The sequence below is a fragment of the Burkholderia territorii genome, assembly GCF_902833055.1.
Taxonomy (GTDB): Bacteria; Pseudomonadota; Gammaproteobacteria; order Burkholderiales; family Burkholderiaceae; genus Burkholderia; species Burkholderia territorii.
On the sequence record NZ_CADFEJ010000032.1, the window covers coordinates 26,139 to 45,243 of the forward strand.

At 62.0% G+C, this 19,105-nt stretch carries 28 protein-coding genes and 1 pseudogene; 27 read left to right on the top strand and 2 right to left on the bottom strand.

Annotated features, from left to right (window positions below):
* The 24 genes from rpsC to dsbD all read left to right on the top strand — a co-directional run bounded on the left by rpsC (position 1) and on the right by dsbD (position 13,464).
* Positions 1 to 801 (top strand): 30S ribosomal protein S3, encoded by an 801-nt coding sequence (rpsC, locus tag HW466_RS29720; RefSeq protein WP_006482899.1) that lies wholly within the window; start codon positions 1 to 3, stop codon positions 799 to 801.
* A 2-nt stretch (positions 802 to 803) separates the two neighbouring features.
* The gene (gene rplP, locus HW466_RS29725) at positions 804 to 1,220 is read left to right on the top strand and encodes a 50S ribosomal protein L16 (RefSeq protein ID WP_040143049.1); all 417 of its coding nucleotides are present in this window, start codon (positions 804 to 806) and stop codon (positions 1,218 to 1,220) included.
* Positions 1,221 to 1,229: 9 nt separating this feature from the next.
* Positions 1,230 to 1,424, top strand: coding sequence for a 50S ribosomal protein L29 (gene rpmC, locus HW466_RS29730; RefSeq protein ID WP_006400652.1), 195 nt, complete (start codon positions 1,230 to 1,232; stop codon positions 1,422 to 1,424).
* Positions 1,421 to 1,693, top strand: a complete 273-nt coding sequence (gene rpsQ / locus HW466_RS29735; protein ID WP_006752928.1) for a 30S ribosomal protein S17 — start codon at positions 1,421 to 1,423, stop codon at positions 1,691 to 1,693. The genes rpmC and rpsQ overlap by 4 nt, the downstream gene beginning before the upstream one ends.
* Positions 1,694 to 2,002: 309 nt before the next feature.
* Positions 2,003 to 2,371, top strand: a complete 369-nt coding sequence (gene rplN / locus HW466_RS29740) for a 50S ribosomal protein L14 (protein ID WP_006752929.1) — start codon at positions 2,003 to 2,005, stop codon at positions 2,369 to 2,371.
* Between the two features lie 9 nt (positions 2,372 to 2,380).
* Entirely contained in the window at positions 2,381 to 2,689 is a 309-nt protein-coding gene (gene rplX / locus HW466_RS29745; protein WP_006477187.1) for a 50S ribosomal protein L24, read from the top strand.
* 16 nt (positions 2,690 to 2,705) lie between these two features.
* Positions 2,706 to 3,245 carry a 50S ribosomal protein L5 gene (gene rplE / locus HW466_RS29750; RefSeq protein ID WP_006482882.1) on the top strand — a complete coding sequence of 180 codons (540 nt, stop codon included), beginning with the start codon at positions 2,706 to 2,708 and terminating at the stop codon, positions 3,243 to 3,245.
* A 7-nt stretch (positions 3,246 to 3,252) separates the two neighbouring features.
* Complete coding sequence (gene rpsN / locus HW466_RS29755; protein WP_006482884.1) at positions 3,253 to 3,558, top strand: 30S ribosomal protein S14; 306 nt, start codon at positions 3,253 to 3,255, stop codon at positions 3,556 to 3,558.
* Between the two features lie 14 nt (positions 3,559 to 3,572).
* Entirely contained in the window at positions 3,573 to 3,968 is a 396-nt protein-coding gene (gene rpsH, locus HW466_RS29760; RefSeq protein ID WP_006477185.1) for a 30S ribosomal protein S8, read from the top strand.
* A gap of 18 nt (positions 3,969 to 3,986) precedes the next feature.
* Positions 3,987 to 4,517, top strand: a complete 531-nt coding sequence (gene rplF / locus HW466_RS29765) for a 50S ribosomal protein L6 (protein WP_006758786.1) — start codon at positions 3,987 to 3,989, stop codon at positions 4,515 to 4,517.
* Between the two features lie 12 nt (positions 4,518 to 4,529).
* On the top strand, positions 4,530 to 4,895 hold the full coding sequence (rplR, locus tag HW466_RS29770) for a 50S ribosomal protein L18 (protein WP_006477183.1): 366 nt from the start codon (positions 4,530 to 4,532) through the stop codon (positions 4,893 to 4,895).
* A 14-nt stretch (positions 4,896 to 4,909) separates the two neighbouring features.
* On the top strand, positions 4,910 to 5,428 hold the full coding sequence (gene rpsE / locus HW466_RS29775) for a 30S ribosomal protein S5 (RefSeq protein ID WP_006752931.1): 519 nt from the start codon (positions 4,910 to 4,912) through the stop codon (positions 5,426 to 5,428).
* A 15-nt stretch (positions 5,429 to 5,443) separates the two neighbouring features.
* Positions 5,444 to 5,626: a 50S ribosomal protein L30 gene (rpmD, locus tag HW466_RS29780; RefSeq protein ID WP_006400644.1), complete on the top strand. Its 183-nt coding sequence runs from the start codon at positions 5,444 to 5,446 to the stop codon at positions 5,624 to 5,626.
* A gap of 26 nt (positions 5,627 to 5,652) precedes the next feature.
* A complete protein-coding gene (gene rplO / locus HW466_RS29785) occupies positions 5,653 to 6,087 on the top strand; it encodes a 50S ribosomal protein L15 (protein WP_006482880.1) in 435 nt (144 codons plus the stop codon).
* 42 nt (positions 6,088 to 6,129) lie between these two features.
* A complete protein-coding gene (gene secY / locus HW466_RS29790; protein ID WP_006400642.1) occupies positions 6,130 to 7,479 on the top strand; it encodes a preprotein translocase subunit SecY in 1,350 nt (449 codons plus the stop codon).
* Positions 7,480 to 7,488: 9 nt separating this feature from the next.
* Positions 7,489 to 7,707, top strand: a complete 219-nt coding sequence (gene infA / locus HW466_RS29795; RefSeq protein WP_004521905.1) for a translation initiation factor IF-1 — start codon at positions 7,489 to 7,491, stop codon at positions 7,705 to 7,707.
* 20 nt (positions 7,708 to 7,727) lie between these two features.
* Positions 7,728 to 7,844 (top strand): 50S ribosomal protein L36, encoded by a 117-nt coding sequence (gene rpmJ / locus HW466_RS29800; protein WP_004199844.1) that lies wholly within the window; start codon positions 7,728 to 7,730, stop codon positions 7,842 to 7,844.
* 38 nt (positions 7,845 to 7,882) lie between these two features.
* Complete coding sequence (rpsM, locus tag HW466_RS29805) at positions 7,883 to 8,248, top strand: 30S ribosomal protein S13 (RefSeq protein WP_039323572.1); 366 nt, start codon at positions 7,883 to 7,885, stop codon at positions 8,246 to 8,248.
* 28 nt (positions 8,249 to 8,276) lie between these two features.
* On the top strand, positions 8,277 to 8,678 hold the full coding sequence (rpsK, locus tag HW466_RS29810; protein WP_004197937.1) for a 30S ribosomal protein S11: 402 nt from the start codon (positions 8,277 to 8,279) through the stop codon (positions 8,676 to 8,678).
* A gap of 154 nt (positions 8,679 to 8,832) precedes the next feature.
* Entirely contained in the window at positions 8,833 to 9,456 is a 624-nt protein-coding gene (rpsD, locus tag HW466_RS29815) for a 30S ribosomal protein S4 (protein WP_059448622.1), read from the top strand.
* 124 nt (positions 9,457 to 9,580) lie between these two features.
* A complete protein-coding gene (locus tag HW466_RS29820) occupies positions 9,581 to 10,558 on the top strand; it encodes a DNA-directed RNA polymerase subunit alpha (RefSeq protein WP_006477176.1) in 978 nt (325 codons plus the stop codon).
* 136 nt (positions 10,559 to 10,694) lie between these two features.
* A complete protein-coding gene (gene rplQ, locus HW466_RS29825) occupies positions 10,695 to 11,090 on the top strand; it encodes a 50S ribosomal protein L17 (protein WP_006477175.1) in 396 nt (131 codons plus the stop codon).
* Positions 11,091 to 11,297: 207 nt separating this feature from the next.
* Positions 11,298 to 11,624 (top strand): divalent-cation tolerance protein CutA, encoded by a 327-nt coding sequence (gene cutA / locus HW466_RS29830; RefSeq protein ID WP_060295636.1) that lies wholly within the window; start codon positions 11,298 to 11,300, stop codon positions 11,622 to 11,624.
* Positions 11,617 to 13,464, top strand: a complete 1,848-nt coding sequence (dsbD, locus tag HW466_RS29835; protein WP_151003633.1) for a protein-disulfide reductase DsbD — start codon at positions 11,617 to 11,619, stop codon at positions 13,462 to 13,464. Before cutA ends, dsbD begins: the two co-directional genes overlap by 8 nt.
* 112 nt (positions 13,465 to 13,576) lie before the next feature.
* On the opposite strand, the gene hemB is transcribed toward dsbD, so the two are convergent.
* Both hemB and yihA read right to left on the bottom strand, forming a co-directional pair.
* On the bottom strand, positions 13,577 to 14,575 hold the full coding sequence (gene hemB, locus HW466_RS29840) for a porphobilinogen synthase (protein ID WP_059505746.1): 999 nt from the start codon (positions 14,573 to 14,575) through the stop codon (positions 13,577 to 13,579).
* A 253-nt stretch (positions 14,576 to 14,828) separates the two neighbouring features.
* Complete coding sequence (gene yihA / locus HW466_RS29845; RefSeq protein ID WP_151003631.1) at positions 14,829 to 15,488, bottom strand: ribosome biogenesis GTP-binding protein YihA/YsxC; 660 nt, start codon at positions 15,486 to 15,488, stop codon at positions 14,829 to 14,831.
* Between the two features lie 218 nt (positions 15,489 to 15,706).
* Between yihA and HW466_RS29850 the strand changes: the two genes are divergently transcribed.
* From HW466_RS29850 to HW466_RS29860, 3 genes and pseudogenes are all read left to right on the top strand, one after another.
* On the top strand, positions 15,707 to 16,360 hold the full coding sequence (locus HW466_RS29850) for a c-type cytochrome (RefSeq protein WP_059505751.1): 654 nt from the start codon (positions 15,707 to 15,709) through the stop codon (positions 16,358 to 16,360).
* Between the two features lie 122 nt (positions 16,361 to 16,482).
* The gene (locus tag HW466_RS29855) at positions 16,483 to 18,699 is read left to right on the top strand and encodes a cytochrome c biogenesis protein ResB (protein WP_059543989.1); all 2,217 of its coding nucleotides are present in this window, start codon (positions 16,483 to 16,485) and stop codon (positions 18,697 to 18,699) included.
* Between the two features lie 4 nt (positions 18,700 to 18,703).
* Positions 18,704 to 19,105 (top strand): annotated as a pseudogene (locus HW466_RS29860) (c-type cytochrome biogenesis protein CcsB); the annotation flags it as partial.

Consider the following 19,105-nt stretch of genomic DNA (forward strand, 5'->3'; position numbering starts at 1 on the left):
ATGGGACAGAAAATTCATCCGACTGGCTTCCGCCTGGCTGTCAGCCGCAATTGGGCTTCGCGTTGGTACGCGAACAACAACAATTTCGCGGCGATGCTGCAGGAAGACATCGGTGTTCGTGAGTACCTGAAGAAGAAGCTGAAGAACGCTTCGGTCGGTCGGGTCGTCATCGAGCGTCCGGCAAAGAACGCGCGCATCACGATTTACAGCTCGCGTCCGGGCGTCGTCATCGGCAAGAAGGGCGAGGATATCGAACAGCTGAAGACGGAACTGCAACGCCGCATGGGCGTGCCGGTTCACGTCAACATCGAAGAAATCCGCAAGCCGGAAACCGATGCGCAACTGATCGCTGACTCGATCACGCAACAGCTCGAGCGCCGGATCATGTTCCGTCGCGCGATGAAGCGTGCGATGCAGAACGCGATGCGTCTGGGTGCCCAGGGCATCAAGATCATGAGCGCAGGCCGTCTGAACGGTATCGAAATCGCACGTACGGAGTGGTATCGCGAAGGTCGCGTGCCCCTTCACACGCTGCGTGCCGACATCGACTACGCGACCTCGGAAGCGAAGACGACCTACGGGATCATCGGTGTCAAGGTGTGGGTGTACAAGGGCGACACGCTCGGCCGCAATGACGCGCCGGTGGTCGAAGAAGTAGCCGAAGACAAGCGTCCGCGTCGCAATGCGCGTCCGGGCGACCGTCGTCCGCGCCGTGACGGCGAAGGCGGCGCTCCGGGTGCTCGTCGTGGCGCACCGCGCCGTGGCGCCGGCAAGCCGGAAGACGGCAAGACTGGAGAATAACGATGCTGCAACCGAAACGCAGGAAGTATCGCAAAGAGCAGAAGGGTCGTAACACCGGCAAGGCGACGCGCGGCAACGCCGTGTCGTTCGGTGAATTCGGCCTGAAGGCGATCGGTCGCGGTCGTTTGACCGCACGTCAAATCGAAGCGGCGCGTCGTGCAATGACGCGTCACATCAAGCGTGGCGGCCGTATCTGGATCCGTATCTTCCCGGACAAGCCGATTTCGCAAAAGCCGGCAGAAGTGCGTATGGGTAACGGTAAGGGTAACCCGGAGTACTACGTCGCCGAAATCCAGCCGGGCAAGATGCTCTATGAAATGGACGGCGTATCCGAAGAACTGGCACGCGAAGCGTTCCGTCTGGCCGCAGCGAAGCTGCCGCTGAAGACGACGTTCATCGTGCGCCAGCTCGGCGCCTAAGGAGAAAACATGAAGGCTTCCGAACTTCTCCAGAAAGACCAGGCCGCGCTCAACAAGGAGCTGGCGGACCTGCTGAAGGCGCAATTCGGCCTGCGCATGCAACTCGCGACCCAGCAGCTCACGAACACGAGCCAGCTGAAGAAGGTTCGTCGCGACATCGCACGTGTGCGGACCGTCATGACTCAGAAGGCGAACCAGAAATGAACGATAGCGTGAAAACCTCGCTGAAGCGGACGCTGGTCGGTCGGGTCGTCAGCAACAAGATGGACAAGACCGTCACCGTGCTGATCGAGCACCGCGTCAAGCACCCGATCTACGGCAAGTATGTCGTGCGCTCGAAGAAGTACCACGCGCATGATGAAGCGAACACCTGCAACGAAGGCGATCTCGTCGAAATCCAGGAAACTCGTCCTGTTTCGAAGACGAAGGCCTGGACGGTGTCGCGCCTCGTCGAAGCAGCTCGCGTCATCTAAGCGGGCAGAGCAGTAGGCAGTAACAGGCACTTCTCCACGAAGTGCTTGAAATCGCAAAGTTTTTGCTTGCGTGACCGGGATTATTTGTTATAATCCCGGTCTTCCCTCTTTATGGGAGCCCCGTCGCGGGCGAAGTTGGTGGGGGAAGCGGACTGGCGCCAGCCTGTCCGAAAGATTCACCGAATTGCGATGGCGGGTTTCGTTTGCCGTCGCTGCTGTTCCAACCCAAGCAGCCGATTGGCTGACGGGACCAAGACTGACCGAATGCATCATGGTGGTGCATCCGGATTAAGTTGGGAAAGACAAACCATGATCCAGACCGAATCTCGGCTCGAAGTAGCCGACAACACGGGTGCGCGTGAAGTCATGTGCATCAAGGTGCTCGGCGGCTCGAAGCGTCGTTATGCCGGCATTGGCGACATCATCAAGGTGACCGTCAAAGAAGCAACGCCGCGCGGGCGCGTGAAGAAAGGCGAAATCTACAACGCCGTGGTGGTCCGCACCGCCAAGGGCGTTCGCCGTCAAGACGGCTCGCTGATCAAGTTCGACGGCAACGCCGCTGTGCTTTTGAACAACAAGCTTGAGCCGATCGGCACCCGTATCTTCGGGCCGGTGACGCGTGAGCTGCGTAGCGAACGATTCATGAAGATCGTTTCGCTGGCGCCGGAAGTGCTGTAAGGAGTCGCGATGAACAAGATTCGCAAAGGTGACGAAGTTATCGTCGTCACTGGCAAGGACAAGGGCAAGCGCGGCGTCGTGCTGGCTGTCGGTGCAGAACATGTGACGGTTGAAGGTATCAACCTCGTCAAGAAGCATGTGAAGCCGAACCCGATGAAGGGTACGACGGGCGGCGTGGAAGCGAAGACGATGCCCCTGCATATTTCGAACGTCGCACTGGTCGACGCGAATGGCAAGGCGTCGCGTGTTGGCATCAAGGTCGAGGAAGGCAAGAAGGTTCGCTTCCTGAAGACGACCGGTGCCGTACTGAGCGCCTGACGCAGCGGAGTAAAAAATGGCTCGTTTTCAAGAGTTTTACAAAGAAAAGGTTGTGCCCGGCCTGATCGAGAAGTTCGGTTACAAGTCGGTCATGGAAGTGCCGCGCATCACCAAGATCACGCTGAACATGGGTCTTGGCGAAGCGATCGCTGACAAGAAGATCATCGAGAACGCCGTTGGCGACCTCACGAAGATCGCTGGTCAGAAGCCGGTCGTCACGAAGGCACGCAAGGCAATCGCAGGCTTCAAGATCCGCCAGGGCTACCCGATCGGCGCGATGGTGACGCTGCGCGGCCGTGCGATGTACGAATTCCTCGACCGTTTCGTGACCGTTGCCCTGCCCCGCGTGCGTGACTTCCGCGGTGTGTCGGGCCGTGCTTTCGATGGCCGCGGCAACTACAACATCGGTGTGAAAGAGCAGATCATTTTCCCCGAAATCGACTACGACAAGATCGACGCACTGCGTGGGCTGAACATCAGCATCACGACGACTGCGAAGACCGACGACGAAGCAAAGGCTCTGCTCGCCAGCTTCAAGTTCCCGTTCAGAAACTGAGGTTACCGTGGCTAAACTGGCACTGATCGAACGTGAAAAGAAGCGCGCCCGCCTGGTCGCGAAGTTCGCAGCAAAGCGCGAAGCGCTGAAGGCGATCGTCGAAGACCAAAGCAAGTCGGAAGAAGAGCGCTACGAAGCACGCCTTGAGCTGCAGCAACTGCCCCGCAACGCAAACCCGACCCGCCAGCGTAACCGCTGCGCGATCACGGGCCGTCCGCGTGGCACGTTCCGTAAATTCGGCCTCGCGCGTAACAAGATTCGTGAAATCGCATTCCGTGGCGAGATTCCTGGCCTGACCAAGGCGAGCTGGTAATAGGAGAAACGTAAATGAGCATGAGTGATCCTATCGCCGATATGCTGACTCGCATCCGCAACGCGCAGATGGTCGAGAAGGTATCGGTCGCGATGCCCTCGTCGAAGGTCAAGGTTGCAATCGCGCAAGTCCTGAAGGACGAAGGTTATATCGACGATTTCGCCGTCAAGGCGGAAGGTGCGAAGTCCGAACTGAATATCGCGCTGAAGTACTACGCAGGTCGCCCGGTCATCGAACGCCTCGAGCGCGTGTCGAAGCCTGGTCTGCGCGTGTACCGCGGCCGTAACGACATTCCGCAGGTCATGAATGGCCTGGGCGTGGCAATCGTGTCGACGCCGAAGGGCGTGATGACCGACCGCAAGGCGCGCGCTACCGGCGTCGGCGGCGAAGTCATCTGCTACGTCGCTTAAAGCCGAGGAGAGAGAAACATGTCTCGAGTAGGTAAGAGCCCGATCGCGCTGCAAGGCGCGGAAGTCAAGCTGGCCGACGGTGCGATCACCGTCAAGGGCCCGCTGGGCACCATCACGCAAGCGATCAATCCGCTCGTGAACGTGGCGAACAACGACGGCACGCTGAATCTGTCGCCGGTCGACGAAAGCCGCGAAGCAAACGCACTGTCGGGCACGATGCGCGCGATCATCGCGAATGCCGTGCACGGCGTGACCAAGGGTTTCGAGCGCAAGCTGACGCTGGTTGGCGTCGGTTATCGTGCGCAAGCGCAAGGCGACAAGCTGAACCTGTCGCTGGGTTTCTCGCACCCGGTGGTGCACCAGATGCCGGAAGGCGTCAAGGCTGAAACCCCGACGCAAACCGAAATCGTGATCAAGGGGATCAACAAGCAACAAGTCGGTCAAGTGGCTGCGGAAGTCCGCGGTTACCGTCCGCCGGAGCCGTACAAGGGCAAGGGCGTGCGCTATTCCGACGAGGTTGTGATCCTCAAAGAAACGAAGAAGAAGTAAGGGTGCGCAATCATGGATAAGACTCAATCTCGCCTGCGCCGCGCTCGCCAGACGCGTATCAAGATCGCTGAGCTGCAGGTCGCGCGTCTCGCCGTGCATCGCACGAACACGCACATCTACGCTCAAGTGTTCTCGCCCTGCGGCACCAAGGTGCTCGCCAGCGCGTCGACGCTCGAAGCAGAAGTGCGCGCTGAACTGGCCGACAAGTCGGGCAAGGGCGGCAACGTTAATGCCGCGACGCTGATCGGCAAGCGTATTGCCGAGAAGGCAAAGGCTGCCGGCATCGAATCCGTCGCCTTCGACCGCTCGGGCTTCCGCTACCATGGCCGCGTCAAGGCGCTGGCTGAGGCAGCTCGCGAAGCTGGGCTCAAGTTCTAAGGAAGGAATTCGTCATGGCAAAGATGCAAGCGAAAGTTCAGGCTGACGAGCGCGACGACGGCCTTCGCGAAAAGATGATTTCGGTCAACCGCGTGACCAAGGTCGTGAAGGGTGGCCGTATTCTCGGCTTCGCCGCACTGACCGTGGTCGGCGACGGTGATGGCCGCATCGGTATGGGCAAGGGCAAGGCGAAGGAAGTGCCGGTCGCTGTCCAGAAGGCAATGGAACAAGCTCGCCGCAACATGTTCAAGGTGCCGCTCAAGAACGGCACGCTGCAGCACGAAGTGCACGGCAAGCATGGCGCATCCGCTGTCCTCCTCGCTCCGGCGAAGGCAGGTACGGGCGTGATCGCCGGCGGCCCGATGCGCGCAGTGTTCGACGTGATGGGCGTTCAGAACGTCGTGGCAAAGAGCCACGGTTCGACGAACCCGTACAACCTCGTTCGCGCCACGCTGGACGGTCTGCGCAAGCAGTCGACCCCGGCAGACATCGCGGCGAAGCGCGGCAAGTCCGTCGAAGATATTTTGGGCTAAGCCCGGGTGGTCACCATGTCTGAAAAAACTGTCAAGGTTCAGCTCGTCAAGAGCCTGATCGGGACCCGCGAATCGCACCGTGCGACCGTGCGTGGCCTGGGCCTGCGCCGACTCAACTCGGTTAGCGAGCTGCAGGATACGCCGGCGGTCCGCGGCATGATCAACAAGGTCTCGTACCTCGTTAAGGTCATCGCGTAAGCGGCCCTACGGATCAAGGAGTTGATATGGAATTGAATAACCTGAAGCCGGCCGCTGGTGCAAAGCATGCCAAGCGTCGCGTCGGCCGCGGCATCGGTTCGGGCCTCGGCAAGACGGCTGGCCGTGGTCACAAGGGTCAGAAATCGCGTTCGGGCGGCTTCCACAAAGTCGGTTTCGAAGGCGGTCAGATGCCGCTGCAACGTCGTCTGCCGAAGCGCGGCTTCACGTCGCTGACGAAGGAATTCGTCGGTGAAGTGCGCCTGGGCGACCTCGAGAAGCTGCCGGTCGACGAGATCGATCTGCTCGCACTGAAGCAAGCCGGCCTGGTCGGCGAGCTGACGAAGAGCGCGAAGATCATCGCGACGGGCGAACTGAAGCGCAAGATCGTCGTGAAGGGCCTGGGCGCCACCAAGGGTGCGCGCGCTGCGATCGAAGCGGCTGGCGGTTCGTTCGCCGAGTGACACGCGTAGCGCGTCGTTACTTGCATTCATCGGAGAAGGTACTTGGCTAACAGCCCGAGTCTTGCAAAACCCGGTCGAAGCACGGCGAAATTCGGCGATCTGCGTCGGCGAGCGATGTTCCTGCTCCTGGCGCTGATCGTCTATCGCATCGGCGCGCACATCCCCGTGCCGGGCATCGATCCGGATCAACTGGCGAAGCTGTTCCAGAGTCAGGCGGGCGGCATCCTGGGCATGTTCAACATGTTCTCGGGTGGCGCGCTTTCCCGCTTCACGATCTTTGCGCTGGGGATCATGCCGTACATCTCGGCGTCGATCATCATGCAGCTGCTGGCGATCGTCTCGCCGCAGCTCGAGGCGCTGAAGAAGGAAGGGCAGGCAGGGCAACGGAAGATCACGCAGTACACGCGGTATTTCACCGTGGTGCTCGCGACCTTCCAGGCGTTCGGTATCGCGGCTGCGCTGGAAAACCAGCCGGGCCTCGTGATCGACCCCGGCATGCTGTTCCGGCTGACGACGGTCGTGACGCTGGTTACCGGCACGATGTTCCTGATGTGGCTGGGTGAGCAGATCACCGAGCGTGGTCTGGGCAACGGCATCTCGATCATCATCTTCGGCGGGATCGCAGCAGGGTTCCCGAATGCCGTCGGTGGGCTGTTCGAGCTGGTGCGTACGGGTTCGATGAGCATCATTTCGGCGATCATCATCGTCGTTCTGATTGCCGCGGTGACTTACCTGGTCGTGTTCATCGAACGCGGTCAGCGCAAGATCCTCGTGAACTACGCGAAGCGCCAGGTCGGCAACAAGATCTACGGTGGCCAGTCGTCGCATTTGCCGCTGAAGCTGAACATGTCGGGCGTGATTCCGCCGATCTTCGCATCGTCGATCATCCTGTTCCCGGCCACGATTCTCGGCTGGTTCAGCACAGGTCAGCCGTCGGGAAGCTGGATCTCCAACACGTTGCATAACGTCGCGGAGGCGCTGAAGCCGGGCCAGCCGGTGTATGTGCTGCTGTACACGCTGGCGATCGTGTTTTTCTGCTTCTTCTACACCGCACTGGTGTTCAACAGCAGGGAAACCGCGGACAACCTGAAGAAGAGCGGTGCGTTTGTTCCGGGCATTCGTCCGGGCGATCAGACCGCGCGATATATCGACCGCATCCTCACGCGTCTGACGCTGGCCGGTGCGATCTACATCGTCTTCGTGTGTCTGCTGCCGGAATTCCTGGTGCTGCGCTGGAACGTGCCGTTTTATTTTGGTGGAACGTCGCTGCTGATCATTGTCGTCGTCACGATGGACTTCATGGCGCAGGTGCAGTCGTACGTTATGTCGCAACAGTATGAGTCGCTGCTCAAGAAGGCAAACTTCAAGGGCGGCAACATCCCAATGCGTTAATTAAGGACTATGGCCAAAGACGATGTAATCCAGATGCAGGGTGAGGTGATCGAAAACCTCCCGAATGCGACCTTCCGCGTGAAGCTGGAAAACGGCCATGTCGTGTTGGGGCATATCTCCGGGAAGATGCGGATGCACTACATCCGCATCCTGCCGGGCGACAAGGTGACGGTTGAATTGACGCCTTACGATCTGTCTCGTGCGCGGATCGTGTTCCGGGCGAAGTGATTTGAAAAAAGGGTATTATCATGAAAGTGATGGCATCGGTTAAGCGCATTTGCCGCAATTGCAAGATCATCAAGCGCAAAGGCGTCGTTCGCGTGATCTGCAGCTCGGATCCGCGCCACAAGCAGCGCCAAGGCTGACCGCGCGTTTGTTTGCGCTTTTTGTTTGAGGAAAAACAATGGCTCGTATCGCAGGGGTTAACATCCCGAATCACCAGCATACCGAGATCGGCCTGACGGCAATCTTCGGTATCGGCCGCACGCGCTCGCGCAGCATCTGCACGGCAGCTGGCGTGGAATTCTCGAAGAAGGTCAAGGACCTGACCGACGCAGACCTCGAAAAGCTGCGTGAAGAAGTGGGCAAGTTCATCGTCGAAGGCGATCTGCGCCGTGAAGTGACGATGAACATCAAGCGCCTGATGGACCTCGGTTGCTACCGTGGTGTTCGTCATCGCAAGGGCCTGCCGATGCGCGGTCAGCGTACGCGTACGAACGCACGTACCCGCAAGGGTCCGCGTCGTGCAGCGCAAGCGCTGAAGAAGTAAGCGGAACTGACAGTTACAGGAAAACGTAATGGCTAAGGCTTCGAACACCGCGGCGCAACGCGTTCGCAAGAAGGTTAAGAAGAACGTCGCTGAAGGCGTGGTTCACGTTCACGCGTCGTTCAACAACACGATCATCACGATCACCGATCGCCAGGGCAATGCACTGGCATGGGCGACGTCGGGCGGCCAGGGCTTCAAGGGCTCGCGCAAGTCGACGCCGTTCGCTGCTCAGGTTGCTGCTGAGTCGGCCGGTCGTGTGGCGATGGAATACGGCGTGAAGAATCTGGAAGTGCGGATCAAGGGCCCGGGCCCGGGTCGTGAGTCGGCAGTGCGCGCACTGCATGGCCTCGGCATCAAGATCACCGCGATTTCGGATGTCACCCCGATTCCGCACAACGGCTGCCGTCCGCCGAAGCGCCGTCGTATCTAAGAATGTGCTGGCACGTCCGTGCTGGCGCATTGCCTGTCGCCGCGCAGCGTCGACGGGCGTTGCTTTTTTGATTGACTAAGCCCACCGTTCGCCCCAAAGGGCGCGAACTAGCGCGGATTTCGATCCGCGTGACTGATTGATAAAGGAATGCAAAGTGGCACGTTATATCGGCCCTAAGGCCAAGCTGTCCCGCCGTGAAGGCACCGACCTGTTCCTGAAGAGCGCGCGCCGCTCGCTCGCCGACAAGTGCAAGCTCGACAGCAAGCCGGGTCAGCACGGCCGTACCTCGGGCGCACGTACGTCCGACTATGGTACGCAGCTGCGCGAAAAGCAAAAGGTCAAGCGTATCTACGGCGTCCTGGAGCGTCAGTTCCGCCGCTACTTCGCCGAAGCCGACCGCCGCAAGGGCAACACGGGTGAAAACCTGCTGCAACTGCTCGAGTCGCGTCTCGACAACGTCGTGTATCGCATGGGCTTCGGCTCGACCCGCGCTGAAGCGCGTCAGCTGGTGAGCCACAAGTCGATCACCGTGAACGGCGTCGTCGCGAACGTGCCGTCGCAGCAAGTGAAGGCGGGTGACGTCATCGCGATCCGCGAAAAGGCGAAGAAGCAGGCGCGTATCGTCGAAGCGCTGTCGCTGGCCGAGCAAGGCGGCATGCCGAGCTGGGTTGCAGTCGATGCGAAGAAGTTCGAAGGCACGTTCAAGCAAATGCCGGAACGCGCCGACATCGCAGGCGACATCAACGAAAGCCTGATCGTCGAATTGTATTCGCGTTAATCCGATTGACGGCCGAGGTACCCCGATTGCGTTATGCAAGGAGGGGCCTCGGCTGTTTATTTTCTGGTTGTTACCGGTCAGCCTTATCGGTGTAACGAGCCGAGGGTATTGAAAAGGAAAGCCCATGCAAACCAGTTTGCTGAAACCCAAGATCATCGCCGTGGAATCGCTTGGCGAGAACCACGCGAGGGTGGTCATGGAACCGTTCGAACGCGGTTACGGCCACACCTTGGGCAATGCGCTTCGCCGCGTGCTGCTGTCGTCGATGGTTGGCTACGCGCCGACCGAAGTCACGATCGCGGGCGTGGTGCACGAGTATTCGACGCTCGATGGCGTGCAAGAGGACGTCGTCAACCTGCTGCTGAACCTGAAGGGTGTGGTGTTCAAGCTGCACAACCGTGACGAAGTGACGGTGACCCTGCGCAAGGAAGGCGAAGGCGTCGTCACGGCCGGCGATATCGAGCTGGCGCACGATTGCGAAGTCATCAACCCGAATCACGTGATCGCACACCTGTCGAAGGGTGGCAAGCTCGACGTTCAGATCAAGATCGAAAAGGGTCGCGGCTACGTGCCGGGCAACGTCCGTCGCTACGGCGAAGACACGGCCAAGATCATCGGCCGCATCGTTCTCGACGCATCGTTCTCGCCGGTTCGCCGCGTGAGCTATGCAGTTGAAAGCGCTCGTGTCGAGCAGCGTACCGACCTCGACAAGCTCGTGATGAACATCGAGACGAGCGGCGTGATCACCCCGGAAGAGGCGATCCGTCAATCGGCCCGCATCCTGGTCGACCAGCTGTCCGTGTTCGCGGCTCTGGAAGGCACGGAAACGGCCGCAGAGGCACCGTCGCGCGCACCGCAGATCGATCCGATCCTGCTGCGTCCGGTGGACGATCTCGAGCTGACGGTTCGTTCGGCGAACTGCCTGAAGGCCGAGAACATCTACTACATCGGCGACCTGATCCAGCGCACGGAAAACGAGCTGCTGAAGACGCCGAACCTCGGTCGCAAGTCGCTCAACGAGATCAAGGAAGTGCTCGCTTCGCGCGGTCTCACGCTGGGCATGAAGCTCGAAAACTGGCCGCCGGCTGGTCTCGACAAGTAAGCCCGAGTGTTGCTGTAGTTGGCAAAGATGCGGATTTTCCTTTAAAATCCGCATCTTGCTTTTTTCGTTACCGGCCCGTGCACCTCAGCGGTGCGATAGAAGAGCTGGATCAAAACTTTGAATCAAGGAAACTGAAATGCGCCATCGTCATGGTCTGCGGAAACTGAACCGCACGAGCAGCCACCGTCTGGCTATGCTCCGTAACATGTCCAACTCGCTGATCGAGCACGAAGTCATCAAGACGACGCTGCCGAAGGCGAAGGAACTCCGTAAAGTCGTCGAGCCGCTGATCACGCTCGGCAAGAAGCCGTCGCTGGCAAACCGTCGCTTGGCGTTCAACCGCCTGCGCGATCGTGACTCGGTGGCGAAGCTGTTCGACGTGCTCGGTCCGCGTTTCGCGAACCGTCCGGGCGGCTACCTGCGCGTGCTGAAGTTCGGCTTCCGCGTGGGCGACAACGCACCGATGGCACTGGTCGAACTGCTCGATCGTCCGGAAGTCGACGAAACGGAAAACGTGCAAGAAGCCGAGTAAGCTTCTGGTACGCAGCAGCATCTGAAGAGGGCCGAGCAATAGCTTGGCCCTTTTTGTTTTTGTCGCGCTTCGGGCTGCGATCGATTGTCGCAGCCGGGCGCCGGCAGTGTCGCGCGGGCTGCGCTACGATACGGAACTGTCGGCGGGGGCCTTGGATGGGCGATTCGTGGCGCCGCAAGCCGATAAAAACCAGCCAGGAGGGCACGTATGGTGGTGGTATTGATGCTCACGACGGTGCCGGACGCGGCGACGGCCGCGGCGCTCGCCGACGGCGCGCTCGATGCGCGGCTTGCCGCGTGCGTGTCCGAACTCGGTGCGATCAAGTCGCGCTACCACTGGCAGGGCAAGGTCGAAACGACCGACGAGATCCAGTTGCTGTTCAAGACGAGCCCCGTGCGCTCGCTCGAACTGGAGCGATTTATTCTCGCGCATCATCCGTACGAGACGCCGGAAGTCGTCTCGTGGCAGGCGACGGCTTCGGCCGCGTACGGCCAGTGGGTGACGAACGAAACTCAACGTCTATTTCATGTTTAACGGTATGGCGCTTTCCGTACGCGTGCGCACGCTGCGGGTCCTCGCAGTCCTGTTGTCGTTCATGTTGGTGCTGGGCGGCCTGTCGGCCGCGCGCGCGGCGGACGATTTTCTCGATCCGTCGGTCGCATTCAAGTTCAGCGCGAGCGAAGCGCCGGGGCAGGTCGACGTCCGCTTCAAGGTCGCCAATGGCTATTACCTGTACCGAGAGCGGTTCGCGTTCGCGGTGAAGGGCGGGCAGGCGACGCTCGGCGATCCCCAGTTTCCGGCCGGTCATGTCAAGTTCGACCAGACGTTCCAGAAGGAAGTCGAGACCTATCGCGACGAGGTTGTGATTCATGTGCCGGTCAAGCAGGCCGCGGGGCCGTTCGAGCTTGCCGTAACGTCGCAGGGATGCGCCGACGAAGGGATCTGCTATCCGCCCGCGGAGCATGTCGTGAAGGTCGACGGCGCGGCGCTGGGCGCGGCTGCGCCGGCCGGCGGCGCACCGGCCGCGGATACCTGGTTCGACAGGGTCACGAGCGCGGATTTCGCGCAGTCGCTGCTCGAGGGGCACGGCTTCTTCACGATCGTCGCGCTGTATTTCGTCGCGGGCGTCGTGCTGAGTCTGCTGCCCTGTTCGTATCCGATGATTCCGATCGTGTCAGCGATCATCATCGGGCAGGGTACGCGGGCGACGCATGCGCGCGGCTTTGCGCTGTCGCTGACGTACGTGGTCGGCATGGCGCTCGTCTATACGGTGCTGGGCATCGCGGCGGCGCTGGTCGGCCAGAGCCTCGGCGCGTGGCTGCAGAATCCGTGGGTGCTCGGCGCGTTCGGCGTGTTGCTCACGGCATTCGCGGTGTCGCTGATTTCCGGCAAGGACATCGCATTGCCCGAGCGCTGGCAGAACGGTGCGGCCGAAGCGTCGCGCGCGCGGCAGGGCGGTCACTTCGTCGCGGTCGCCGCGATGGGCGCGTTGTCGGCGCTGGTCGTCGGTGCATGCATGACGGCACCGTTGTTCGCGGTGCTCGCGTTCATCGCGCACACCGGCAATGCGTGGCTCGGCGGCGCCGCGCTGTTCGCGATGGGGCTCGGGCTCGGCGTGCCGCTGCTCGTCGTCGGCATCGGTGCCGGCACGGTGCTGCCGCGCGCGGGCGCATGGATGGATGGCGTGAAGGTGTTCTTCGGCATCGTGCTGCTCGCCGCCGCGCTGTGGATCGTGTGGCCGGTACTCGCGGGCGGGCTCAAGATGGTGCTCGCCGCGTTGTGGCTGCTCGTCGCGGCTGCGGCGCTCGGCCTGTTCACGCCGCATGCAGGCGCCGCGTCGATCTGGCGCCGTCTCGGTCGCGGCCTCGGAGCGGCGCTCGCGATCTGGGCAGCCACGCTGCTCGTCGGGCTCGCGGCGGGCTCCAACGACCCCGTGAAGCCGCTCGCCGTACTCGCGGCGCGCACGGTTGCGTCGGGCGATGCATCGGCAGCGAGCGCGGCTTCGACACAGGCGGGCCCCGCTTTCGCGTCGGTGCGTTCCAGTGGTGAACTCGATGCGCTGCTGAAGACATCGAGCCGGCCGGTGATGCTCGACTTCTACGCGGACTGGTGCGTGAGCTGCAAGGAAATGGAGCATCTGACGTTCACCGATTCGCGCGTGCAGGCGCGGCTCGCGCAGCTTCACCTGGTGCGCGCGGATGTCACCGCGAACAATCCGGACGACCAGGCGCTGCTCAAGCGCTTCAACCTCTTCGGGCCGCCGGGCATCATCTTCTTCGATCGCAACGGCAACGAAATCGGCCGCGTGGTCGGCTATCAGGCGGCCGACACGTTCCTGCGCAGCCTCGATCGCGCGGCGGTGCCGACGGTGTAACGCGCGCCCGCGCAACTGCGCGCTCGCTGCACCTTGCGGACGAGCAAATGCAAAACGGCGGGACACCGATGAAGTGTCCCGCCGTTTTCGTTGACGCTCGCCGTCGTGCGGCTCAGCGCTGCGCTTTCAGCAGACGGGCAGCATCGAGCGCGAAGTAGGTGAGGACACCGTCGGCGCCTGCGCGCTTGAATGCGAGCAGCGATTCGAGCACGACCTTGTCGTGGTCGAGCCAGCCGTTCATCGCGGCGGCCTTAAGCATCGCGTATTCGCCGCTCACCTGGTACACGTAGGTCGGGAACCGGAACTCGTCCTTCACGCGGCGCACGATGTCGAGATACGGCATGCCGGGTTTGACCATCACCATGTCGGCGCCTTCGTCGATATCGAGGCGCACTTCGCGCAACGCTTCGTCGCTGTTCGCCGGATCCATCTGGTAGGTCATCTTGTTGCCCTTGCCCAGATTGGATGCGGAGCCGACCGCATCGCGGAACGGACCGTAGAACGCCGACGCGAACTTGGCCGAGTACGCCATGATGCGCGTGTGGATATGGCCGTCGCTTTCCAGCATTTCGCGGACCGCGCCGATGCGGCCGTCCATCATGTCCGACGGTGCGACGATGTCGACGCCGGCTTCCGCCTGCGCGCGCGCCTGGTCGACCAGGATCTCGATCGTCTCGTCGTTGATCACGTAGCCGTTTTCGTCGAGCACGCCATCCTGGCCGTGGCTCGTGTACGGATCGAGCGCCACGTCGGTCAGCACGCCGAGTTCGGGGAAGCGCTTCTTCAGTTCGCGCACGGCGCGCGGGATCACGCCTTCCGGATTGGCCGCTTCGCGACCGTCAGGCGTCTTAAGCGACGGCTCGATCGCCGGGAACAGCGACAGCACGGGCACGCCGAGTTCGACGCATTGCTCGGCGACGTGCATCAGCAGATCGACCGATACGCGCTCGACGCCGGGCATCGACGGGACGGCCTGGCGTTCGTTGGTGCCATCGACAACGAACACCGGATAGATCAGGTCGTCGGTGGTCAGGCGGTTTTCGCGCATCAGGCGGCGGGAGAAGTCGTCGCGGCGCATCCGGCGCGGACGATGAAGCGGATGGAAGCTCATGGCGATTTGGCAGAAATCAGGGCAAGAAGAACCTTACGGAACCCTTAGGTCATTTTCGAGATCGTTGGTATATGATAGCGATCGAGCGGCACGCGTCGCGTGCAACTCCCCGCTTCTCCTCCCTGAGCGGGTGCCTGTCGTTATTCGATTAGGCTGTTTGACCCGCCGTTCGACGGCGGGTTTTTTTATGAGCCGGCCGAATCGACAGATACCGCCAGGTGCGCACGGCCGATCCGGGCCGCGCGTTGCCCGCTCATTGTGCTACAGGCTCGCCATTTTCGTCGGCGGCGGACGGCCGCACCCAGCTCTCGATCAGTTCATGAGCCTCGTCGAGCCCCGTGCGCTTCAGCGCCGAGAACAGCTGGACCGTCAGCTTGCCCTTCACGCCCTGGTCGCGATACGCGTCGAGGCCTTTCTGCGTGTTGCGCAGCGCGTTGATGCTTTCCTGGCGCGTCAATTTGTCGCACTTCGTCAGCAGCGTATGGATCGGCTTGCCGGTCGGCGCGAACCACTCGATCATCCGGCGATCGAGGTCGGTCAGCGGGCGGCGCGAATCCATCATCAGGATCAGCCCGCACAGCTGCGAACGCGTCGCGAGATAGGACGACAGCAGCATTTCCCAGTGGGCCTTCGCGGCCCCCGGCACTTCCGCGTAGCCGTAGCCGGGCAGATCGACGAGGTTCGCGACGGGCTCGGCGGCCGGGCCGACGGAGAAGTAGTTGATGTGCTGGGTGCGGCCGGGCGTCTTCGACGCGAAGGCGAGCCGTTTCTGATTGCACAGCACGTTGATCGCCGTCGATTTGCCGGCATTCGAGCGGCCCGCGAACGCGATTTCCGGCTGAACCGTCGGCGGCAGGTCGCGCAGATGGTTGACGGTCGTGTAGAAGCGGGCTTGATGGAGCAAAAAGGCCATGGGGAAAACCGGAGGGACGGGGCGGCGTGAGCCGCTTGGTGGAGGCGGGGTAGCCCCGATAGGCGCGGGAGCTTTCAGCGCGATATTGTACAATACGCCGGTTTTGCCGACGGGCTGCAGGCGCCTGCCTCGCGCTTTTATGCAGCTTCTGCGGTAGACTGGTCGACGTCGTTTTTTGCAGAACCTCAAATTCCCACAAGACGAAACAGGGTGTGCGAATGAATCGACTGTGCAAGTCTCTGATGGTGCTTCAGGTTGCAGCAGGGTTCGTAGGTTTCGTAGCGGAGGCAAACGCGGCAGATGCGGCAAAGCCGGATCTCGATCGCGGCAAGGCGATTGCCGGGCAAGTTTGCGCGTCGTGCCACGGTGCCGACGGCAACAGTGCATCGGGCAGTTTCCCGAAGCTCGCCGGCCAGCATCCCGAATATCTGGTCAAGCAGTTGAACGACTTCAAGACCCAGCCGGGCGCGAAGGGGCCGGCGCGGACCAATCCGGTGATGGTCGGGTTCGCGAGCGCGTTGAGCGCGGACGACATGCGCAACGTCGCCGCGTATTACGGGTCGCAGACGACCAAGCTCGGCACCGCGCGCGATGCGGCGACCGTGCCGATCGGCCAGAAGATCTATCGCGGCGGCATCGCGGAAAAGGGAGTGCCCGCCTGCGCGAGCTGCCACGGGCCGACGGGACAGGGAATTCCGGTCCAGTACCCGCGTCTGTCGGGGCAGTGGGCCGATTACACGGTTGCCCAGTTGACCGCGTTCCAGCAAGGTGCCGGCGCGCGCAACAACAACGAGGCGATGCATCAGATCGCATCGCGTCTGTCGGACAACGAGATCAAGGCCGTCGCGGATTACATCGCGGGCCTGCGTTGAACGGACGGTCGCGAATGGAATGACCGGGCGCCCGAAGGGCGGCCGGAGTCAGAACAAGAAAAGGGTGGGGCGCCGCGTGATTGCGGCCGCCTTGCCCTTTTTTGTTGTCAGTCGGAGTTTGAATGAGCGTTACCACGTCGGGGTTGCAGTCGAAGTCGGGTCAAAGTGCGTCCAGGCGCGCGGTCGAGCTGCTGAGCTCGATGCGCTTCGCGATCGCGCTGCTGGTGGTGTTGTCGATCGCGAGCATCGTCGGCACGGTTCTGACGCAAGACGACCCGTATCCGAACTACGTGAACCAGTTCGGGCCGTTCTGGGCCGACATCTTCCGGTCGCTCGGCCTGTACAACGTGTACAGCGCGTGGTGGTTCATGCTGATCCTGATCTTCCTCGTCGTGTCGATCTCGCTGTGCGTGATCCGCAACGCGCCGAAGATGCTTGCGGATGCGAAGAGCTGGAAGGACAAGGTCCGCGAAGGCAGCCTGCGCGCGTTCCACCACAAGGCCGAATACTCGGTGTCCGGCACGCGCGCGAGCGTTGCGGCCACGCTCGCCACGTTCGTCACCAAGGCAGGCTACAAGCACGTCGTGCGTGAATCCGAAGGTGCGACGCTGATCTCCGCGAAACGCGGCGCGCTGACGAAGTGGGGCTACATCTCCGCGCACCTTGCGATCGTCGTGATCTGCATCGGCGGCCTGCTGGACAGCAACCTGCCGATCAAATTCCAGATGTGGATGTTCGGCAAGAGCCCGGTCAACACCAGCGCGACGATCAGCGAGATCTCGCCCGACCATCGGTTGTCGGCGTCGAACCCCACGTTCCGCGGCTATGCGTGGGTGCCGGAAGGCCAGTTCGTGTCGACCGCGATCCTGAACCAGCCGAGCGGCTCGCTGATCCAGGACCTGCCGTTCTCGATCCAGCTCAACAAATTCATCGTCGACTACTACACGACCGGGATGCCGAAGCTGTTCGCGAGCGACATCGTCGTGATCGATCGCGAGACGGGCCAGAAGATTCCGGCGCGCGTCGAGGTCAACAAGCCGTTCACGTACAAGGGCGTGTCGATCTATCAGTCGAGCTTCCAGGACGGCGGCTCGCAGATGGAGATGACCGCCTACCCGATGACGGGCGGGAACGCGAAGACCTTCGCGGTGAAGGGCACGATCGGCAGCACGGCGCCGCTGCAGATGCCCGGCAGTGACGGCGACACGATCGAATTCTCCGACTTCCGCGCGATCAACGTGGAGAACATGGCGGACGCGAACGGCAAGCCGGACGTGCGCGGCGTCGCGAAGACGGAATCGCTCAAGGAAGCATTCGACGAGCGGCTCGGTTCGGGCGCGAAGACGTCGAAGCCGATGCAGCTCCACAACATCGGCCCGTCGGTGCAATACAAGATTCGCGGCAAGGACGGCCAGGCACGCGAATTTAACAACTACATGCTGCCCGTCGACATGGGCGGCACGCGCGTGTTCCTCGCCGGCGTGCGCGCGAGCCCGAACGACCCGTTCCGCTACATGCGGATTCCGGCCGACAGCCAGGATTCGATCGGCGAATGGATGCGCCTGCGCGCCGCGCTCGAGGACCCGGCCGTGCGCGCCGACGCCGCCGCACGTTTCGCGCAGCGTTCGCTGCCGACGACCGAAGCGTCGCTGCGCGGCCGCCTGCAGGACAGCGCGTTCAAGGTGCTGACCCTCTTCGCGGCGAGCGACGACAGCATCGGCCGCGGCGCCGACGGCCAGCCGGTCGGCGGCTTCCAGGCAGTGGCGACGTTCATCGACCGCTCGGTGCCGAAGGCCGAGCAGGAAAAGGCGGCGAGCCTGCTGCTGCGCATGCTCGAAGGTTCGATGTGGGAGGTGTGGCAGATCGCGCGCGAGCGCGCCGGCGAGCCGGCCGCGCAGCAGGGCACCGACACGATCCGCTTCGTGCAGAACGCGATCAACGCGTTATCCGACAGCTTCTTGTACGGATCGCCGGTCTATTTGCAGCTCGACTCGTTCAAGCAGGTGCAAGCTTCGGTATTTCAGCTGACGCGCGCACCCGGCAAGAATCTGGTGTATCTTGGCAGCCTGCTGTTGGTCGCCGGCATCTTCTCGATGTTCTACGTGCGCGAGCGGCGGCTCTGGTTCTGGCTCAAGGACGCCGGTTCGGGCGTCGATGTGGTGATGGCGATGTCCACGGCCCGCAAGACCTTCGATTTCGAGAAAGAATTCGTGCAGACGCGCGACGCGGCCGGCGCCGCCTTGCGCGCCACGCCGCGCGACGCCGCACCGGCCGGTGCGGCAGCGACTGTCCGTCCGCCAGCCGGCGACGGTTCCGATTCCGAGAATTCCACCCGGTAACATCATGGATCTCACTCAAGCTTCCTCTTCCCGTTCGGGGCCGGTCCAGGCCCCGAATCCGGCGCCGTTGTTCGACGACCGCCCGTTCCTCGCGCGCCTGTCGATCGTCGACTGGATCTTCGCTTTGGCACTCGTGGTCGGCGCGGGCTATGCGTTCGTGCATTACAACGAACACATGAATTACTACGACAAGGCGGTGATGATCGGCACCGTGCCGGCGCTTGTCGCACTGGGCTGGCGCTGGAAGCCCGCGCGGCTGATGATGGCGTCGATCGCGGTGTTGTCGCTGCTGTCGATCCAGATCTACCAGGGCGATCTCGCGCGCGCCGATTCGGCGTTCTTCCTCAAGTATTTCCTGTCGAGCCAGTCCGCGATCCTGTGGATGAGCGCGCTGTTCGTGCTCGCG

What these genes read in the sequence shown, in the direction of transcription:
- rpsC (WP_006482899.1), top strand. Translation starts at nt 1, where the DNA reads ATGGGACAGAAAATTCATCCGACTGGCTTCCGCCTGGCTGTCAGCCGC.
- rplP (WP_040143049.1), top strand. Translation starts at nt 804, where the DNA reads ATGCTGCAACCGAAACGCAGGAAGTATCGCAAAGAGCAGAAGGGTCGT.
- rpmC (WP_006400652.1), top strand. Translation starts at nt 1,230, where the DNA reads ATGAAGGCTTCCGAACTTCTCCAGAAAGACCAGGCCGCGCTCAACAAG.
- rpsQ (WP_006752928.1), top strand. Translation starts at nt 1,421, where the DNA reads ATGAACGATAGCGTGAAAACCTCGCTGAAGCGGACGCTGGTCGGTCGG.
- rplN (WP_006752929.1), top strand. Translation starts at nt 2,003, where the DNA reads ATGATCCAGACCGAATCTCGGCTCGAAGTAGCCGACAACACGGGTGCG.
- rplX (WP_006477187.1), top strand. Translation starts at nt 2,381, where the DNA reads ATGAACAAGATTCGCAAAGGTGACGAAGTTATCGTCGTCACTGGCAAG.
- rplE (WP_006482882.1), top strand. Translation starts at nt 2,706, where the DNA reads ATGGCTCGTTTTCAAGAGTTTTACAAAGAAAAGGTTGTGCCCGGCCTG.
- rpsH (WP_006477185.1), top strand. Translation starts at nt 3,573, where the DNA reads ATGAGCATGAGTGATCCTATCGCCGATATGCTGACTCGCATCCGCAAC.
- rplF (WP_006758786.1), top strand. Translation starts at nt 3,987, where the DNA reads ATGTCTCGAGTAGGTAAGAGCCCGATCGCGCTGCAAGGCGCGGAAGTC.
- rplR (WP_006477183.1), top strand. Translation starts at nt 4,530, where the DNA reads ATGGATAAGACTCAATCTCGCCTGCGCCGCGCTCGCCAGACGCGTATC.
- rpsE (WP_006752931.1), top strand. Translation starts at nt 4,910, where the DNA reads ATGGCAAAGATGCAAGCGAAAGTTCAGGCTGACGAGCGCGACGACGGC.
- rpmD (WP_006400644.1), top strand. Translation starts at nt 5,444, where the DNA reads ATGTCTGAAAAAACTGTCAAGGTTCAGCTCGTCAAGAGCCTGATCGGG.
- rplO (WP_006482880.1), top strand. Translation starts at nt 5,653, where the DNA reads ATGGAATTGAATAACCTGAAGCCGGCCGCTGGTGCAAAGCATGCCAAG.
- infA (WP_004521905.1), top strand. Translation starts at nt 7,489, where the DNA reads ATGGCCAAAGACGATGTAATCCAGATGCAGGGTGAGGTGATCGAAAAC.
- rpmJ (WP_004199844.1), top strand. Translation starts at nt 7,728, where the DNA reads ATGAAAGTGATGGCATCGGTTAAGCGCATTTGCCGCAATTGCAAGATC.
- rpsM (WP_039323572.1), top strand. Translation starts at nt 7,883, where the DNA reads ATGGCTCGTATCGCAGGGGTTAACATCCCGAATCACCAGCATACCGAG.
- rpsK (WP_004197937.1), top strand. Translation starts at nt 8,277, where the DNA reads ATGGCTAAGGCTTCGAACACCGCGGCGCAACGCGTTCGCAAGAAGGTT.
- HW466_RS29820 (WP_006477176.1), top strand. Translation starts at nt 9,581, where the DNA reads ATGCAAACCAGTTTGCTGAAACCCAAGATCATCGCCGTGGAATCGCTT.
- rplQ (WP_006477175.1), top strand. Translation starts at nt 10,695, where the DNA reads ATGCGCCATCGTCATGGTCTGCGGAAACTGAACCGCACGAGCAGCCAC.
- cutA (WP_060295636.1), top strand. Translation starts at nt 11,298, where the DNA reads ATGGTGGTGGTATTGATGCTCACGACGGTGCCGGACGCGGCGACGGCC.
- dsbD (WP_151003633.1), top strand. Translation starts at nt 11,617, where the DNA reads ATGTTTAACGGTATGGCGCTTTCCGTACGCGTGCGCACGCTGCGGGTC.
- hemB (WP_059505746.1), bottom strand. Translation starts at nt 14,575, where the DNA reads ATGAGCTTCCATCCGCTTCATCGTCCGCGCCGGATGCGCCGCGACGAC.
- yihA (WP_151003631.1), bottom strand. Translation starts at nt 15,488, where the DNA reads ATGGCCTTTTTGCTCCATCAAGCCCGCTTCTACACGACCGTCAACCAT.
- HW466_RS29850 (WP_059505751.1), top strand. Translation starts at nt 15,707, where the DNA reads ATGAATCGACTGTGCAAGTCTCTGATGGTGCTTCAGGTTGCAGCAGGG.
- HW466_RS29855 (WP_059543989.1), top strand. Translation starts at nt 16,483, where the DNA reads ATGAGCGTTACCACGTCGGGGTTGCAGTCGAAGTCGGGTCAAAGTGCG.